The following is a 14,587-nucleotide window of genomic DNA, read 5'->3' as shown; positions in this document are numbered from 1 at the left end:
TTCTCATCTAGTTATGCCGCTTGTGCTGCTGGCTTTTCGTCGATGATGTTGAGGCGGTAGAAGTATTCCTCGCCTTGGTATGGGTGAACTTCGCCGTAGGCCAGTTCGTAAAGCGTGTTACGCGCTCGCATGTTTGCGCCGATTGGGTGCGTGTACATGGTTGCTGCGATTGCATCGCCCGCTACGTAACCTGCTTCTGAGTGAGAGGCACCACGGCCATAACAAATGATTTCGCCCGCATCGAGTACGATTGGCGCTTGGTAAACTTTCCATACACCGAACAGACGGCCAGCGTAGTGAATGCTGTTTGATTCGCGGTAGTTCGCTGGTGGGATGAAGTGAGGTGCACCGAGCGACTTAAGAATGGTTGCAGCGTAAGAGCCCGCAAACATACCCGTCATGCCCGTTACTTTTGTATCTGCAAGGATCTTCTGAGAAATGCCTAGCAGCACTTCGTGTAGACGCTCGCGCTTCATGCGCCAATCTTCACCGTCAGGCGTGTAAATGTTGAATGTCTCTTCTTTGTAAGTGACAAACTTCATGTCTGTTAGGTGACGTTGTGACTTTTCAGCCGCCAGCGTGTTACGCATGTGGCTCATCTGCATTGACTTGATATCAGTGTTGAATTCACGCTGCATCGTGAAAATCGCCTGAATCGTCGCGTCAGCTGCTACTACGTTTTGGCTTGGGTGAATCGTCTGAGAGTCCATGTCGTGATCGATTACCGGGATAAGCTCCGGTTTCGACTCGATATCAACTTCGAATTCAACGTGAAGCTCTACGTTTTCAGGCAGTGCCGACGTTGGTGCAACCGTCACTTTGCCCGCTGAACGGTCAATATTTACGTTGATTGTGTATTCCGTTGACTCAACCAGTGCCTTACCAACCAGCGTGGTTTGACCGCTTGCTGATTCGCGTGCAATGCGTTTACGGTTAACCCATAGAGACACAGAGCCTTTCTTGAATGGAATTGGGATAGACGTGTTTGGAAGGTCCGTTTCACTGTTGAACGTGAATGACATTTTCGTGCCATCTGGTCGTTGCTCGGCTACGAATGGGTAGCGCTGCTTCATTGAGGTGTAATGGCCAACCGTTGTCTGGTCGATTTCATCACCTTTCTTGTAGCCACCAAAGTCAGAACCCGCACGACGGTAAACCTTGAAGATCTCCGCTTCGTTCGCACCAGCCGGGATCAAGGTTACAGCGTCAAGTGTTGCTGTCTCTAGAAGAACAGGCAGCACTAGACCAACCATTTTTGCGCGGATTTCTACGCCCGTTGATTCTGATAGCGATTGGCCGATAGATTCCAGCATCATTGCGCCATTTGAGCCGTTCGCTGAACGACCTTCTAGCAGCATCATATTGCTTACTGTTTTGTAAGCTGACGCCATGATCTCATCGCGTGGCAGTTCGCCGTGAGTTTGCTCATAGTTACGTACTGCGCTTTGCATTGCCGTAACGACGCCCACTTTCGCTTCGTCAGACATTTGCACGCTTTCAAACATTGGTTCGCTAGCGATAGCGGCACGGATACCGCTCATACGCGCTGCATCGTCAGCTAAGAAAGCATTTGTTTCAGGATCGAATTGTGACTCGATACTGAGGTTTCTCATGCGGCTTGCAAAATTGGCAATTGAGCCAATACGCTCTTGAAAACTTTCTTTTACACTCATTAAATAACCCTTTATTGAGAATGTTATTAGGAATTTAAAACCCGCATGATTGCGGCGAAATGTATCCAACTCTCGATATTAGAAGGTTTAAAAATGAATTAGAACCACGCCTAAAGGTGATATAACTTGTTGTATATTAAGGGTTATTTCTCATTTTGTGGGGTTTTGTTGTCAGGTAATGGTTTTTGAGCAATAAAGCCATGAAGTGACTTAAATTAGATAGGAACAAGGAAGGGGATTAATGCTGGATATTTTTTTTAAACAAAATGATGGCTAAGACGGCGGGGAGCGCGTCTATTAAGCTGCGCCACCAGTTAGCAGAAACATGGCTTTCTCGAGTAGCTCGGCCATATCAATTGCTGAAGGTGGTAGGTTTAAACCAAAACCAATGAGCACATCACGGACCACACCGGAGTAAACCAAGTTGATAGCAAGCGCCCAAATTAACGAACCTCGCGCCGTTCGTGCCACTGCGGATTGACTTGCTTGGTTAAGCTTGGCCATCGCTTGCGACCACTGAAGACGCTCTTCGTCGCTGGTAAATAACTTGTCAGCCAAAGTGGAGACGTCATTAATGGTTTTTGTTACTGAATCAACGCCCGCCACTTTAAACAGGCCAATCAGTTTAGAAAAAAAGCTCATCACTTTTCCTTATTGGTTATTGAGTTAATACCGGATCGGTATTGTCTTCTGCGGCATACAGTAGGTTGTTTGCCACTCGGTTAGTCCAACCACGACCGAACTCATCGAATGAATCAATCTTGGCCATGAAGAACAGACGGTACGCACCAAAGCGCAATAGCTTGTCGTTCTCTGACATTGCTTTCGCCGCTTTCATCGTATTGCGGCCCGCAATGCCATCGTCTTTTGTTTTCACGGTACGTTGGAAAATCTTTGTCGCGTTATATATGCCATGGTGGTAGGCCGCGTCCATCATTTGGAACTGCATCGCATCGCAGAAATGATGAATACCAAGCGCTTTGTAGAAGTCGCGGTAAACGATCTCTTTACACTCAGTTCGCGTCAGGTTGGCAATGTCTAAATCCGGGTAAGACATAGCAGACACGCCATACTTAGAGCCTTTCAGTTCGCCCACACCTACAATGCCACTGGTCCAGTTGCCGCGATCTTTTGGATTTAGAGATAAGCCACCTTCATGACCCATGATTCGGTCAAACAGCTTGTCAAAGCCCATCTTTGTCACTCCTTAATACTAATTAAAGTGATTTGGTTAATAAAAAATTGTACTTATTAGGAATTTTTGATAGATTCCTTTTCGCAGCACGGACATTGCTGATACAACTATCCTTTAATTGACGTATGCACTACTCCAATTGACCTTTGTTCAGGCCGCTCTTTATTGAGCGGCTTTTTTTTATTCTTTTTTGAGGCTAACAAGCCTTTACCGAAAGGTTGGTTTCTTTCTCAATCATTCGAACGTGACGCTCAATCACCGCCCAACCACAACGAATTGAGCTTGTGATCTCCCCTTTATTCAAGAAGTAAATCTCACCGTGTTCTCGATGCACTTCATCAAACGCAATGGAAAACGTCTTGGAATGAAAGTAGAACACGCCCGGCTTTACGCTCTTTTTGATTATCCCAACAGACGGCCCGTTAAAGCTCAAAAACAACGCCACCAGCACAATGAACAAAGCGACCGCCAAATAAAATTCCATTATTACCTATCTCTTACTGACTGTTGTAAAAGTGGTATTGTAACAGAACTGATTAGGAATGCTTGAACACTTCTCTTGTTGCTGGGCCGATATCTGCGCGATCAACTTGATTGCTGGCAATCGTGAATGTCACCGCCTTTTGGAACCAATCTAATGCAGTTGCGCGGCTGCTGGTGGCATCTTTCACCATGCCATCAATAACCGCCGCCGCTGCTTGCACCTTACCGACCTCGAGCTCGAGCGTATCCGCTAGCGACAAACAGGCCTGTTTTTGCTGGCTAGTAAGTGGTACCGGGTTTCGCTCTGACGTCTCACTACCATCTGGACCCACAACAACGATCTCATCTGGCCACACTGACGCATTGATTTCAGTCATGAGCGCTTGCACGGCGCTTATATGCGTTTTGACGGCATTAATTGCCACTTCTAGTGCTAACAGCTCGGCTTTACTGGTGATAGGCAATACCGACGGCCACAGCGTATCATTTGGCACCCCTTCGACAATGCGGTACACCTTTGCACCTTGGGACACTTGCTCTAAATCGGTTGGCTCACTGGCCAGAGAGATAAATCCATTCCATCCGGGAAGCACGGAGGCGGTATAGCCAAGCTCGCTAGAGAGCGCTTGGATGGCATCAGGAAGACGCTGAACGCCATCGGCGGTATAATCGCCCTCTTGCTCTACTGTTGCTGCGTATGACGCACTGAGCGTGCCTGACAGAGACAGTAACGCCACCCCTTTTGTTAAGTTCTCCGCTTTACTGAGCCCGCCCGCTTGCTGAAAGGCAATGAAGCTATCAATTTTATCTTTTGTAATCATGGCTATTCTCAATCAATCGTAAATAAATCCTGCCCGGATACCACGACGGCCCCGCACGCCATCGGATCCCCAACAAGCGCTAAAGGCACCTCGTTCACCGTGAGCAAGCTTGAGCCGACAATTACGCCCACATGAGGCGGGTTATCAGGCTTTACATGCATCACGCTAATGTCTGACGTTTTCGACAGTGGCACCCCGTTCACGGTAAAAAGTGGCTCCCCGGTAACAACACTACCGGGGCTAAATCCATCATGGCCAGAATCAACCGAGCCTACTTGACATACTGCTGGCATATTTCCCCTTACCCAAGTTTCCAAGGTGCTGCGGCTGCGGTTACGGCAAAGTTACCCGCTGCGGTTAGATTGACGTTACCACCAGCCACCAGATTCAAATCACCGCCCGACTCCACTGTCGCTGCGCCATCAGATTTGATCGTGGCATCCCCTTTCACAACTATCGTCAAGCTCCCGTATTGCTCGCTCTTGTTACCCGTTGCGCTTTGAAAAGCGTCTCCCTCTGCATGGATCACCATTTGCCCGGATTCCGTCACTTCAATTGCGGTCCCGGTCGCCTTATGTGTGAGCGAGTAGCCACCCTTTTCGGTTCGATGCTCACGCAGACCAAAACGATCATAGAGATAGTCCTTGCGCGTGTACGCTGGTGGCACTGGTTCACCTTTCGCCCGCTTTGGCTCATAGGCGGTCCCGTTTACCTCATCTGGCAAGTTAGATTGATAGTCGGGCGCATGGTAAAGACTCCCGGTAATGCGCGGGTATCGAGTATCCCCATTTCTTGGAAAATCGACCCATACATAATCCCCAACCTCGACAGGTATAACGTGACCGTTACTCGGCTTCGCCCCAATTGGCAAAAGGAATTCAGCCCATGGAAGATCGTCTGAATTGACCCCATCCCATAGGGCAAGTAAACGCACTTGTGCCAGGAATAAACCGTCGGGATGCTCAACGCCTGTCACTTCAGCTTGATAGCTCCCATGAAGACGGTTAGTGACATTAGATCGGCCCTGCAATCTCTCACTCATTTGTTCACCTCCCCAAGCTCTACCCGACAGAGATACCGGTTCCCGTCTTCGTAATGCGTGACAGAGTTTATGAGCATCTTTTCTGGTAGCGCTTCATTGAGCTGGTCTTGTGGCATTTTCTTATGGAATAACACGGTACCCACCTGAAGCGGAGCCAGCTTTGAGTTACCCACCAGCTCTACATCCAATAATGGAATGATGGCGATATGCTGATTGTTAAGCGCCTTTCGTTGCTCAACACTCACTAACACCTTGGCACCACTCGAACCATTAACGGCGGTCTTCATGCCTTCCACGGTATCCCAACTCACGTATGACTTATTGAGCAAGCGCTGATCTAGGTACCGCTCACCTAACATCACGTATCGGGAAAAGCTGTAGTCGGCGTTTGGATTGCCGTACTCGATCTTAAAATCCTCGGCCATGGTTAAGCGCTTGAGCGCTTTAAAATAGACCGTTCCCCGCGAAATAAAGCACGCTGCGCCATAGTCTCTTGCCATCGAGCGAATGAGCCTTGCTGGTGGCACGCCCGGTAACAAGTGATAGGTACCACCCCGCTCGAACGTATCCGCATCCACCTTTAAGCCGGGTAACAACTGAGAGAGAATGTCTTTCGGCTGTTTCTGGCTGAAGAATCGAGGCTTGAGCGCTGGCTGTTTTAAGGCGTGCGTCGATTTGGCAAAGCCATTGATCACCAATAGCCCTTCTTTCGCTTCAGGCTTGGCCACAACAAACGTTTCTATCCAAATCTCATCACCTCGCCCGCCCGGTTCGGCAAAGGTGATCTCTAGCTCCTGTCCTTCCTCTAGGTTGTAGTCGTCTCGATACGTGCCCGCTTGGTCCATTAGCGTTAGGATGAGTTTGACCCCTTCCATACTGGCGTTCTCGATATAAGCGCACGATTGAACGTGAGGCATAAAGATATCCTCACCTTCTACCGTTACCTTTTGGACAAAGAAATACTCACGCTCTTGGTTACTCAATGAAATCCCCCTCCATCAAATCAACCACAATCGGCTTTTGTATGAGTTCTTCCGCTTCGTAGACCTCGGCAACCACTTCGACACTAAACGGCAACGCCATCACGCGATTAGATTCAAAGTCGAATTCTTCCGGTTCCAGTGCGGCCTCTCGTCGCCCTTCGATGGATATCGACACATTGAGCGGCATACCCGCCAGCATCGTTTTAGCCTGAAAGGTATGCTTTAACCCTTGCTTGGTGTGACGTATCCACATCATCATGCCAAGGGCGAGACGGTTTAACGTTGGTCGGTTCCATGCAACAGCCTTTACCGTGTAGATGAGCTTTACAAAGGATTTATTGATTTGGGCGTAGGCTTTGCCGTCTTCCTTTTTCAACTCGCCATACCCGGTAAGGTCGCTGTAATCCACACCGTCAGAAAAGGTAAAGCCCGGCTCTCGAGTAATGAGGACCGCTGGCAATAACTCATTGCGTGGAATGGCGTTTTTTCCTGACCCTAACTTGGCCACCAGCTTACGCACGAACTGTTGTGTGTCTGGTGCGCTTCCCATGTAGATCTTTCGGTTGCTTGGCTGCTCGGCAAATCGGGCAAACTCTTTGTTTTCTCTGCGTTCGGTATCCGTGACCACTAAAGAGCTAACCACCGCCTTGAAGAATCCCGCGACGGCACGGTCAACATCCTCCAAGTCGGTGTGCTCAGTGAGGCCCGTATAGATATTCACGTTCTCATTGAGGACCAATGACTCTAACGGACTGCTCATTGGCTTATACCTCGGTATCGTCTAGCTGGTAGTATTTGCGGCCCTTGGTAACAACAATGCAGTTATCCGCTCGATGCAACGTAATGTCGTATCGGTGAAAGTTTTGCTGCACTGGACGCACATAAGCTTCAATTGGCTGGTTTTTCTGGTAAGTGTTGCGCTTTTTGGTACCACTGGCTTTACCACTGCGGTTGCCTTCGTGAATTTGAATCACCAGCGTTTCGAATGGGACGTGTGCCAGCTCTGCCAGCCCTTCATCAAGATTGGTCATTTGATTTAAAACGTTGGCACTAACGGCCACATCAACAACGCGCCCTTTCACCTGTTCGAGTGTCGTCAATGACGCTTCATCTTCGCTATCAGGAAGGAAGTGGATCACCTGCTTTTTCACGCCATCATGCTTAGTTAGCGCTTGTGTTTCGTATTCTGGCCAGCCTTGCGAGCGCACGTTAAGTACCGTCATGGCGATTGGCCAGCCGTTAACGAGGTTTGGAAGTTTTTGAATGCAATCTTCTACAGAGAAAGCCTTTTTCATGGTTGCCACCTTTAAATAGCGAGTGTGGCGTTCTCTTAAGCGGGGAAGCTTGTTTTTAATGTAACTCATCAATCGGTAAGCACGGAATCTTAATCCGGTCGGCATAGGCTTTTTCAGCCATTGCGCCTTTTGACTGCTTGTAACCATCCAGCAATACAACGCAATCTGACGCTCTGACCATGGCAAGACCAATATCCATATAGGCTTCATCCGTTAACCCAAGTGGAAGCGTGGCGGGATTCAATACCACATAGCCGTGAGCCTTAAGATCCTCGGCCACCTCGTTAAAGGCGGGATGATTGTATTGCTCGATGCCTGTCATTGGTCCAGAGATATACACGACGGCCTTTGCTCTTGGTTGCTCGTAATTCATTACAGGTACGTTACTCCGTTGTTTTCAATTAATTCGTCTGCTTCGTTACCGTCATTGGTGCTCGGTTGAACTTCCATTTCTGTATTGGCTTCTGGTTCGCCGCTGGTGGCCGTTTCGTTCTCTGTCGCGCTTGGCTCTGCCTCAAAGTTTCTCAACGGCACGCAAGCGTATAGGTTGCCGACGTTCGCCGTACCAAAACCAAGTGATTGCTGTACATACCAGAAAACCGTTCTTATTCCGTCTCCGGTTTCTTCGTCCCACTCCAACGCAGAACCTCGAGGCACGCTATCACTCGCAATACGCAGTAACAGCACACCGTCACCTTCACCCAAGTTGGCGGTACCACTGTCTTGAACAAAGAACGTCTCCATTTCGTCAGGACACTCCAACACGGCGACCTTTTCATAGTCGGCGTACTCTAAGGTTTCTTGGTTAACATCAATGTCTGTAACCTGATCCTCTTCATAGTGACCGCCACCAGCATTGGGCGCATTTTCTATCGGTCGATAAAGGAACGCCTCGAACGAATCCGGGGAGAGTGCAATAGCAGTTTGCCAATCCTTACGGATAGCGGCGTTTAGTGCTTCATGGCCATGAAATCTGGCCTTTCTCATCGTCATTTCAATAACCCTTTCAAACGTGACGGCGTGACATTTAATTGCTTGGCGTAATCGTTGATTGCTTGCGCCTTGGTTTTGCCTTGGGCCTTGTAGCCATCAGCAAACGAGTTAAAGCCAAACACGATCATGTCTTTCATTTGCGTTAACTGGTTTTGCTGCTTCCGTAGTCTTCGCGCTTGGCGTTTTACCTTGTCGCTAGTCTTGCCTTGTGCGGCGAGTTTACGATCCAGTGCCTTTTGAGCTTTTTGGTACTTGGCAAAGTCTCTATCCGCTTTGTTGCGGTCGGTCTGCTTGCCTCGGTTCGCTCGGCGTATCCGCGCTTGCGTTTTCTCATCAATGAATTGTGTCCGGTTGTCACTGCCAAACCCTACCTTGTCGGCCTGTGTCTTCATCTGCTTCACAAGCTGCCTTTGTATGGATGGCGTTTGCATCATCCGGGTAGCACGTAGGATGTGTTTACAAGCGACGCCCGCGAGCTCCGGGTTTCGGATCTTCGGAAAAGAAAACTCAGCTGGTGGCTTGATTTGGTAGTTACCCATCGTGGCGATGTATCGGTACCAGTATTGATGACGCCCACAATCACAATCTATCGAGATACGGCCCGCACAAGCAGCCTTTACCGCCTTGGCATAATCCCCGTCAGGCGGCGACGCCATGTAGTCGTCCCACTCTTCCAAGCGCACTTTGACCCGGTGATGCTGGTGCTTTGAGACTTGAGAGGCATCAACCGACATAATGAGCTCATTGCCTTTAATCCCTTTCAGGTTGGCCCACTGCACCCCGGTACCATCGTCCACCCGGTTGTTAGAGCGGTCGATATCCACTTGGCGGGAGTTCTTTACCAAAAACGCATACACAATCCCGGCGGTTCGGGAGTCGTACTTCTTGGCCACCCCTTTACGAGATTTGTCGAACGCTTCCAAATCGGACTTGGTAAAGCCCATGCCCTTTGCTTTCTCACCAAGCGCCTTAAGTGCTTTGCTGGTTGGATTGTTGAACGTTCCACGATTCAGCGTGCGCTTGGCATTGCGGCGGTTTTTCTTTTGCGCCTTCTCAATCTGGTTAAAGAGCTGGTTAAACTTCTTGGCCGTCAATCCCGACGAGTCGAACGCGCCATTATCTAGCTTCTCGAACTTAGGCATGGCTACAGCCTCAACTCATCCATGAATTGCCGCATGGTTCGTCTCACCCATGCTGAAGGCGGTAGATAGATCGTCTCTCCTACTGGTAGCGGCTCGGTGGCATCATCCAGATCGCAAATCAACATAATGAGCCAACCTAAATCTGCGCTACCGTAATGGCGGTAACTGATCAGGTCCGGGCGAAACTCTTCATCAATCTTGACGTCGTACTCGGCCAGATCACTATCGGCACTACTGACGTAATCCAGCACAATCCGGTAATAGGACGAACGCAATATATCGTCTTGGATGTTTAAGTCAGACAGGCGAGGCAAATCACTCATGCTCACCTCTCAACGCTCTCTCAAGCGGATCTGTTGACAACATGCGCTCGTTGGTTGCTTTTATGATGTTAGAAAAGCGATTCATTGGGCTTTGTTGCTGGTGGCCAGAGCCTTGCCCCAACACATTCAGAAAGTCAGAAAAGCTCTGTGCGTCCCCAAGAGAGGGATTAACAGCGGTGTATACCGTGAGTAGCAACGCCACGCTTTCAGGCTTGATAGAGTGCCAATCAATGCGATATTGGACCTTGCCGTCGTTACCTCTCACCTCGTTATAGAGGGTTTCTGATATTTCCATCATGCCACCAGCATTGGCCGGGAATGAGATGGACTGAAATTTCTTGAGGTTTTGGTATGCCTTCATCGCCTCAACGACAATCGGTGTACCTGAAGCGGATTCACCATCCAAACGGACCGCCCGGCCATGTTTGGCAAAGTTCGGCAACACTTCATCAACGATCACGATAAAGCCTTGGCGTCTTAATGCGTCCAAGCGTTTGTGCAGTGTCTTATTAAGCTCTTTAATGTTGCTCGGTAGGTTTTTGCATTCAACAATGTGGACCGCGCCATCTTGAACACCAGACAGCATGAGGCGTGCTTTTCCGGTGGAAAGCGTGACAACGGCAATGCGCTTACGGGACATGAGCATATCCTTTAGTGAGCGCGTATTTTCTAGGTTGGGGGCGTGATTAGTTTAGCATCAAACCCCGCAAACACATCAACTTTTACTTGTGTTTGCAGGGAGTGATTAGGAATTTATGAGTTAATCAAAAAGACCGACAGGAACGCTTATCCCGGCCATCTCATAGCAGCGTAAAACAAGCGACTGTTGAGTGCCGTGAATGGCTTCCCAAGCACGCTTACCTCCGACCGTTCCGCGAGCGTGTACGGGAATTAAGTCAGGGTATTGCTCGATCACTGCTTTGTCAGCTGGCGTGTCGTGGTGATGCGCACAAAGCGGTAAGCCTCTCGCGTGTGCCAGTTCTTTAGTGCGGCCATCAATATGATGATACGAAATAACCGGGTTCTCTCTTCCCTGTAGATAGCAAGCAATGCAAGGTAGCTTACAAATTGCGTCCATAATGCGCTTTTCTTCAGCGGTTGGTGTTCTACCTTTCAAGCCTCGACTAGCCTTAGCTGGCTTTTTGCTTTGAACTGGCTTAATTCTGCGGCTGGTGGCCTTTGTGCGGGCCCGCTCGCGTGCTTCCTCCCGCTTTTTGGCGATTTGTGCCTGATATTCTGGCGATTTAGCCTTGGCTATCGCTCTGTCTTGCTGGCGCTTGGCGGTAGCCAGTGCCTTTTTCCGCTGCCTCTCTTTAAACTCGGGATCTTTCTGCTTGGCCAATTGGCGTGCAATGGCCCTATCTCTGGCCGCTTTTTGCGCCTCTTGAGCCTTTTTTCGCTTCTCTTCTATTGTCTTCGCCATAAAAACACCTTACTATTTTGGCCATCAATGTGTCGCTTTGCTCGCGCTCATTGGTGTGTAGTTGGTCATGGTCTTTGCTTGGGCCTGACCATTAAAGAAAGCCGTGATTCGTTTCACGGCTTTTTTTATGCTTGCGATTTATCGTGCTGCGCTGGTGGTAAAGGCCAGTGCTTTAGTCGCAAACTCTAACTCTGACTGCCAATGCGAAAGGCTTCGCTCAAGCAGCAACTTGCCATAAGGTGTCGAATAAACAGTGTGCTCGTCTGCTAGTAGTTCTTTCGCCCATGTTATCTGACCGTTTAGTTTTTCTACCAACACCTCAAAGTAAGCCCAATTCCCAAGAGCAAGCTTACTGAGTGATTCGCAACGCTGCGGATCAAGCATGACGGCCTCGGGTATTTCATTTTTCAAGAAGTCGTAAAGCTCAAGCCCGGCATCTGCAATGCTGTAGTCTTTGCGATCTGGCTTGCCGTTCTGTGGTACATACGTCCATTTGGCCAGCTCAAGGTCGGCCAGTTTGTTAAGCTCTCGGTAAACCTGTTGATGGCTTGCAGCCCATACCGGGCCGAGAATTTGAGTCAAGGTGTAACCGGATAAGCCTTCCTTTGCTGTCGCCAATGTCGCTAAGATGATCTCTTGTAGCGGGGATAGTTCATTAGGATTTGATTTCTTGTGTTTCTTGTTCATTTGCTTGCTCGCTTGTGTGTAGTTAATACTGCTTGTGTATCTCGCCTGTAGTGGCATCAATGAAGCCATGACAGACAAACTCAGCCTCGCTTGAGTAGTGGATCATGCGACCCTTTAAGGCTTTCTTGTTTCGCGCATGCCAGTGTTCGTACCCGGCACTAAACGCATACTGGTTGTTGCTGTAGTCGGCGTAGTGCAGATCGTTACCTAACCTCGCCTCTCTGACGCCAGCCTCCCAACTTGATAGAAAATCATCTCTTTGGATAAGCTTTAACGCTTGCCTCTCATCATCAAAAACACCCACCAGCTCAATAAGGCCAACGAATTGCATTTTATCAATGACGGTTTTGTCAAAATAACCAATATAGATTTCATCGTTTGGGATAAGCTCTACCTGTGGCGGTGTTTCGTATTCCGTTCCGTCCATAGGCATTGCTTCCATAAGCTCGATAATCAAGCTCAACTGCTTTTTGGGGATTGCCATTCTTCTTAACGTTGCTCAGTGCGTTAATGATCTGTTTCGTGAACGCTGAAGAGAAAGAAAACTTACTCATAACCTGCTTAACGTTATGGTCGTTTATCTCGCTCAAAGCAGCTTTCGCGGCCTCTTCCTTTCCATAGTGCTCAGTGATTGAAATGTGGTTCACATGGCCATTCAGAAAAACAGTGAAGGTCAGTATTGCTCCCTTTCTCGTCACTTCTAACCAATGCCCTTTGTCATTCAAAGAGAACGTGTACTTTTTCATCAAATAATGCACTTTCTGTTAGGAATTGCGGCGAAGCATATCAGCGAGAGGATCTTAGTTCAATCATTTATTAAATTTAATGAATGCAGATCATATCAGCTTGCAACAATACACTTAATGAATTAAATTTACCGCCGATAGTAAAAAGCTGTTAGTAATTTAATGGAAGAAGAGGAAATAGTTTTGGAAGGAATAATTGTCCACATATGGCACTGCGATAAAGATATGGCATCTATGACCAGTCCCGACCAAACCATTGAGTGTGCATCCCAACAAGAAGCAACCTTAGCCATAGCGGAAGCAAAAGGGAATGGTGGGTACGCAGAAAGAATGAAGGAAAATCATTAATGGAAGCGTATACGATTGAAACCTTTGCAAAAAAATACTTTGGCACGGTTGCAGCGTTTGCAGAACATATAAACCGTCCTGCTAATTCTTTGTACCGATTGAGCAAAAAAGGTGCGGTCGTCGTACTCAAAGGCGACCGCATCACCTTATTCAAAAACGGGGAAGTCCACTCACTCTCTGAAAAGGCCACATGATGACCCCATTAGACAAGTTAAAACGGAACGTGGAAGCGACGAACTTTCACCGACACAACATCCAAACCATCGGGATTAGCATCATCTCAGTTGGGGAACTTGGATTTTCTTACACGCTAGGTGCATCACAATCGGGTTTACCTGATCTTATTGCAACGAACGTCTCACAAGCCGCTGCCCTGCATATCTTCAACACCATCTTTCAGAGCTGGTTGAAAGAAGGCTACCGAGATGGCCGTATTACTGATCTATTTGAATCCCCTGAATCCGGTCGGGATATGGCAATTTACATCAAGCCTATCGAGTATAACGATCACCTTATCGACAACTACGTCACTCAAGCCTACAACTTCTACAGAATGTTACCGGAGTTCGTGAGCCCTAAGCATGGCATTCGATACGTGCAAGTGTTTGCCCCTGACAACCAAGGGAAGACGCAGTTTGAGGCGGGATTCAATATGCAGTATCACCAAATGCTGGTGGAAGAACCAATAGGCAACCTACAGTAAGGCCACTACACACCATGAACCGAATGAGCAACCTACCCCACGTTAAAAAGCCCTGCCGAGACTGTCCATTCAAAAAGGACGCCCTAAAAGGCTGGTTAGGACGGGAACGCATGACAGAGATACTAGAATCAGATCGATTCGTCTGTCACAAAAAGCGACACTTACAATGCGCTGGACACATGATTATTAGCGGAATGGACAATCAATTTGTTCGACTCGCTACCGCCTTGGGTATCTCTCTAGAACTAACAGGCCATGAGCTTATCTTTAACACCAAACAGGAATGTATCGATCACCATGACCACAACCAAAAAGCGTAAGCACAAACTCGACGCGCATCGAGACAGGATCTTAAGCGGCCTAAAGCAAGGCAAGAAGAAGATCGATATATTGCGAGAAATTACCGTTATCACTGGCCAAAGCATTACGCCCCAAACGCTGCGTAACTGGCTTAAAGAGAATGGCGAGTCTTAGTCTATGGATATCGAGACAATCAAACGTGTAGCACCGGAGGGAGCCAAATATTGGAGCCCTGCCGTTGAGCAATACTTTTCTAGTAGCTTCATCAACTTATCGAGCGCTTTCAGAGGCCGATTCATTACGGTTGCACCGTCAGAACGCGCCGAGCTCATCCCTTTATACTGATACACCACCAGCCTTTTTACCTAACAATGGTTGATTTTTGTCCACTTGAGCATTAAGGTGTAAATTGTAGCTTGAAAGCTACGTA

23 protein-coding genes are annotated in these 14,587 nt (G+C 48.3%); 5 read left to right on the top strand and 18 right to left on the bottom strand.

Features of this window, described 5'->3' with window-relative positions:
- Window positions 1–11 precede the first annotated feature (11 nt).
- The 18 genes from R7190_RS21680 to R7190_RS21595 form a co-directional block, all read right to left on the bottom strand.
- Window positions 12–1,673, bottom strand: coding sequence for a hypothetical protein (locus R7190_RS21680; protein ID WP_318137608.1), 1,662 nt, complete (start codon window positions 1,671–1,673; stop codon window positions 12–14).
- 297 nt (window positions 1,674–1,970) lie between these two features.
- Entirely contained in the window at window positions 1,971–2,315 is a 345-nt protein-coding gene (locus tag R7190_RS21675; protein WP_171345067.1) for a hypothetical protein, read from the bottom strand.
- Window positions 2,316–2,331: 16 nt separating this feature from the next.
- On the bottom strand, window positions 2,332–2,868 hold the full coding sequence (locus tag R7190_RS21670; protein ID WP_151514287.1) for a glycosyl hydrolase 108 family protein: 537 nt from the start codon (window positions 2,866–2,868) through the stop codon (window positions 2,332–2,334).
- Window positions 2,869–3,064: 196 nt separating this feature from the next.
- Entirely contained in the window at window positions 3,065–3,352 is a 288-nt protein-coding gene (locus tag R7190_RS21665; protein ID WP_151514286.1) for a hypothetical protein, read from the bottom strand.
- A gap of 52 nt (window positions 3,353–3,404) precedes the next feature.
- Window positions 3,405–4,172 (bottom strand): hypothetical protein, encoded by a 768-nt coding sequence (locus R7190_RS21660; protein WP_171345068.1) that lies wholly within the window; start codon window positions 4,170–4,172, stop codon window positions 3,405–3,407.
- A gap of 8 nt (window positions 4,173–4,180) precedes the next feature.
- Window positions 4,181–4,465, bottom strand: a complete 285-nt coding sequence (locus R7190_RS21655; RefSeq protein ID WP_151514284.1) for a PAAR domain-containing protein — start codon at window positions 4,463–4,465, stop codon at window positions 4,181–4,183.
- 8 nt (window positions 4,466–4,473) lie between these two features.
- Window positions 4,474–5,214, bottom strand: a complete 741-nt coding sequence (locus tag R7190_RS21650; protein ID WP_140365126.1) for a phage baseplate assembly protein V — start codon at window positions 5,212–5,214, stop codon at window positions 4,474–4,476.
- Window positions 5,211–6,197 (bottom strand): hypothetical protein, encoded by a 987-nt coding sequence (locus R7190_RS21645; protein ID WP_140365127.1) that lies wholly within the window; start codon window positions 6,195–6,197, stop codon window positions 5,211–5,213. Before R7190_RS21645 ends, R7190_RS21650 begins: the two co-directional genes overlap by 4 nt.
- Window positions 6,190–6,957: a hypothetical protein gene (locus tag R7190_RS21640; RefSeq protein ID WP_171345069.1), complete on the bottom strand. Its 768-nt coding sequence runs from the start codon at window positions 6,955–6,957 to the stop codon at window positions 6,190–6,192. Before R7190_RS21640 ends, R7190_RS21645 begins: the two co-directional genes overlap by 8 nt.
- Window positions 6,958–6,961: 4 nt before the next feature.
- The gene (locus tag R7190_RS21635) at window positions 6,962–7,492 is read right to left on the bottom strand and encodes a hypothetical protein (RefSeq protein WP_140365129.1); all 531 of its coding nucleotides are present in this window, start codon (window positions 7,490–7,492) and stop codon (window positions 6,962–6,964) included.
- A gap of 55 nt (window positions 7,493–7,547) precedes the next feature.
- Window positions 7,548–7,832, bottom strand: coding sequence for a DUF4406 domain-containing protein (locus tag R7190_RS21630; RefSeq protein ID WP_318074729.1), 285 nt, complete (start codon window positions 7,830–7,832; stop codon window positions 7,548–7,550).
- A gap of 32 nt (window positions 7,833–7,864) precedes the next feature.
- Window positions 7,865–8,479 carry a hypothetical protein gene (locus R7190_RS21625; RefSeq protein WP_318137607.1) on the bottom strand — a complete coding sequence of 205 codons (615 nt, stop codon included), beginning with the start codon at window positions 8,477–8,479 and terminating at the stop codon, window positions 7,865–7,867.
- A gap of 2 nt (window positions 8,480–8,481) precedes the next feature.
- A complete protein-coding gene (locus R7190_RS21620) occupies window positions 8,482–9,627 on the bottom strand; it encodes a hypothetical protein (RefSeq protein WP_318137606.1) in 1,146 nt (381 codons plus the stop codon).
- 2 nt (window positions 9,628–9,629) lie between these two features.
- Window positions 9,630–9,950: a baseplate protein gene (locus R7190_RS21615; protein ID WP_140365133.1), complete on the bottom strand. Its 321-nt coding sequence runs from the start codon at window positions 9,948–9,950 to the stop codon at window positions 9,630–9,632.
- A complete protein-coding gene (locus tag R7190_RS21610; protein ID WP_140365134.1) occupies window positions 9,943–10,590 on the bottom strand; it encodes a hypothetical protein in 648 nt (215 codons plus the stop codon). The genes R7190_RS21615 and R7190_RS21610 overlap by 8 nt, the downstream gene beginning before the upstream one ends.
- A 120-nt stretch (window positions 10,591–10,710) precedes the next feature.
- Complete coding sequence (locus R7190_RS21605) at window positions 10,711–11,373, bottom strand: Ref family recombination enhancement nuclease (protein WP_164667016.1); 663 nt, start codon at window positions 11,371–11,373, stop codon at window positions 10,711–10,713.
- 138 nt (window positions 11,374–11,511) lie between these two features.
- Window positions 11,512–12,060, bottom strand: coding sequence for a PadR family transcriptional regulator (locus R7190_RS21600; protein ID WP_151514275.1), 549 nt, complete (start codon window positions 12,058–12,060; stop codon window positions 11,512–11,514).
- 22 nt (window positions 12,061–12,082) lie between these two features.
- Window positions 12,083–12,544 carry a hypothetical protein gene (locus R7190_RS21595; RefSeq protein ID WP_140365137.1) on the bottom strand — a complete coding sequence of 154 codons (462 nt, stop codon included), beginning with the start codon at window positions 12,542–12,544 and terminating at the stop codon, window positions 12,083–12,085.
- A 445-nt stretch (window positions 12,545–12,989) separates the two neighbouring features.
- On the opposite strand from R7190_RS21595, the gene R7190_RS21590 reads away from it, so the two are divergent.
- The 5 genes from R7190_RS21590 to R7190_RS21570 are packed head-to-tail and all read left to right on the top strand — an operon-like array spanning window position 12,990 to window position 14,331.
- Window positions 12,990–13,154: a hypothetical protein gene (locus R7190_RS21590; protein ID WP_164667017.1), complete on the top strand. Its 165-nt coding sequence runs from the start codon at window positions 12,990–12,992 to the stop codon at window positions 13,152–13,154.
- Window positions 13,154–13,348 carry a hypothetical protein gene (locus R7190_RS21585; RefSeq protein ID WP_140365138.1) on the top strand — a complete coding sequence of 65 codons (195 nt, stop codon included), beginning with the start codon at window positions 13,154–13,156 and terminating at the stop codon, window positions 13,346–13,348. Before R7190_RS21590 ends, R7190_RS21585 begins: the two co-directional genes overlap by 1 nt.
- Window positions 13,345–13,857 (top strand): DUF4262 domain-containing protein, encoded by a 513-nt coding sequence (locus tag R7190_RS21580; protein ID WP_238959171.1) that lies wholly within the window; start codon window positions 13,345–13,347, stop codon window positions 13,855–13,857. Before R7190_RS21585 ends, R7190_RS21580 begins: the two co-directional genes overlap by 4 nt.
- Window positions 13,858–13,871: 14 nt before the next feature.
- The gene (locus tag R7190_RS21575) at window positions 13,872–14,177 is read left to right on the top strand and encodes a DUF6283 family protein (protein WP_309474574.1); all 306 of its coding nucleotides are present in this window, start codon (window positions 13,872–13,874) and stop codon (window positions 14,175–14,177) included.
- Window positions 14,155–14,331 carry a hypothetical protein gene (locus R7190_RS21570; protein ID WP_238959173.1) on the top strand — a complete coding sequence of 59 codons (177 nt, stop codon included), beginning with the start codon at window positions 14,155–14,157 and terminating at the stop codon, window positions 14,329–14,331. The genes R7190_RS21575 and R7190_RS21570 overlap by 23 nt, the downstream gene beginning before the upstream one ends.
- The last annotated feature ends 256 nt before the right edge of the window (window positions 14,332–14,587 follow it).

The sequence above is a fragment of the Vibrio sp. 1078-1 genome (assembly GCF_033340475.1).
Note: the sequence above shows the minus strand (reverse complement) of the source record. Positions and strands in the feature narration are given on the sequence as shown.

What these genes read in the sequence shown, in the direction of transcription:
- R7190_RS21570 (WP_238959173.1), top strand. Translation starts at nt 14,155, where the DNA reads ATGACCACAACCAAAAAGCGTAAGCACAAACTCGACGCGCATCGAGAC.
- R7190_RS21580 (WP_238959171.1), top strand. Translation starts at nt 13,345, where the DNA reads ATGATGACCCCATTAGACAAGTTAAAACGGAACGTGGAAGCGACGAAC.
- R7190_RS21650 (WP_140365126.1), bottom strand. Translation starts at nt 5,214, where the DNA reads ATGAGTGAGAGATTGCAGGGCCGATCTAATGTCACTAACCGTCTTCAT.
- R7190_RS21625 (WP_318137607.1), bottom strand. Translation starts at nt 8,479, where the DNA reads ATGAGAAAGGCCAGATTTCATGGCCATGAAGCACTAAACGCCGCTATC.
- R7190_RS21670 (WP_151514287.1), bottom strand. Translation starts at nt 2,868, where the DNA reads ATGGGCTTTGACAAGCTGTTTGACCGAATCATGGGTCATGAAGGTGGC.
- R7190_RS21680 (WP_318137608.1), bottom strand. Translation starts at nt 1,673, where the DNA reads ATGAGTGTAAAAGAAAGTTTTCAAGAGCGTATTGGCTCAATTGCCAAT.
- R7190_RS21585 (WP_140365138.1), top strand. Translation starts at nt 13,154, where the DNA reads ATGGAAGCGTATACGATTGAAACCTTTGCAAAAAAATACTTTGGCACG.
- R7190_RS21595 (WP_140365137.1), bottom strand. Translation starts at nt 12,544, where the DNA reads ATGGCAATCCCCAAAAAGCAGTTGAGCTTGATTATCGAGCTTATGGAA.
- R7190_RS21640 (WP_171345069.1), bottom strand. Translation starts at nt 6,957, where the DNA reads ATGAGCAGTCCGTTAGAGTCATTGGTCCTCAATGAGAACGTGAATATC.
- R7190_RS21605 (WP_164667016.1), bottom strand. Translation starts at nt 11,373, where the DNA reads ATGGCGAAGACAATAGAAGAGAAGCGAAAAAAGGCTCAAGAGGCGCAA.
- R7190_RS21660 (WP_171345068.1), bottom strand. Translation starts at nt 4,172, where the DNA reads ATGATTACAAAAGATAAAATTGATAGCTTCATTGCCTTTCAGCAAGCG.
- R7190_RS21620 (WP_318137606.1), bottom strand. Translation starts at nt 9,627, where the DNA reads ATGCCTAAGTTCGAGAAGCTAGATAATGGCGCGTTCGACTCGTCGGGA.
- R7190_RS21635 (WP_140365129.1), bottom strand. Translation starts at nt 7,492, where the DNA reads ATGAAAAAGGCTTTCTCTGTAGAAGATTGCATTCAAAAACTTCCAAAC.
- R7190_RS21575 (WP_309474574.1), top strand. Translation starts at nt 13,872, where the DNA reads ATGAACCGAATGAGCAACCTACCCCACGTTAAAAAGCCCTGCCGAGAC.
- R7190_RS21675 (WP_171345067.1), bottom strand. Translation starts at nt 2,315, where the DNA reads ATGAGCTTTTTTTCTAAACTGATTGGCCTGTTTAAAGTGGCGGGCGTT.
- R7190_RS21610 (WP_140365134.1), bottom strand. Translation starts at nt 10,590, where the DNA reads ATGTCCCGTAAGCGCATTGCCGTTGTCACGCTTTCCACCGGAAAAGCA.
- R7190_RS21600 (WP_151514275.1), bottom strand. Translation starts at nt 12,060, where the DNA reads ATGAACAAGAAACACAAGAAATCAAATCCTAATGAACTATCCCCGCTA.
- R7190_RS21655 (WP_151514284.1), bottom strand. Translation starts at nt 4,465, where the DNA reads ATGCCAGCAGTATGTCAAGTAGGCTCGGTTGATTCTGGCCATGATGGA.
- R7190_RS21615 (WP_140365133.1), bottom strand. Translation starts at nt 9,950, where the DNA reads ATGAGTGATTTGCCTCGCCTGTCTGACTTAAACATCCAAGACGATATA.
- R7190_RS21665 (WP_151514286.1), bottom strand. Translation starts at nt 3,352, where the DNA reads ATGGAATTTTATTTGGCGGTCGCTTTGTTCATTGTGCTGGTGGCGTTG.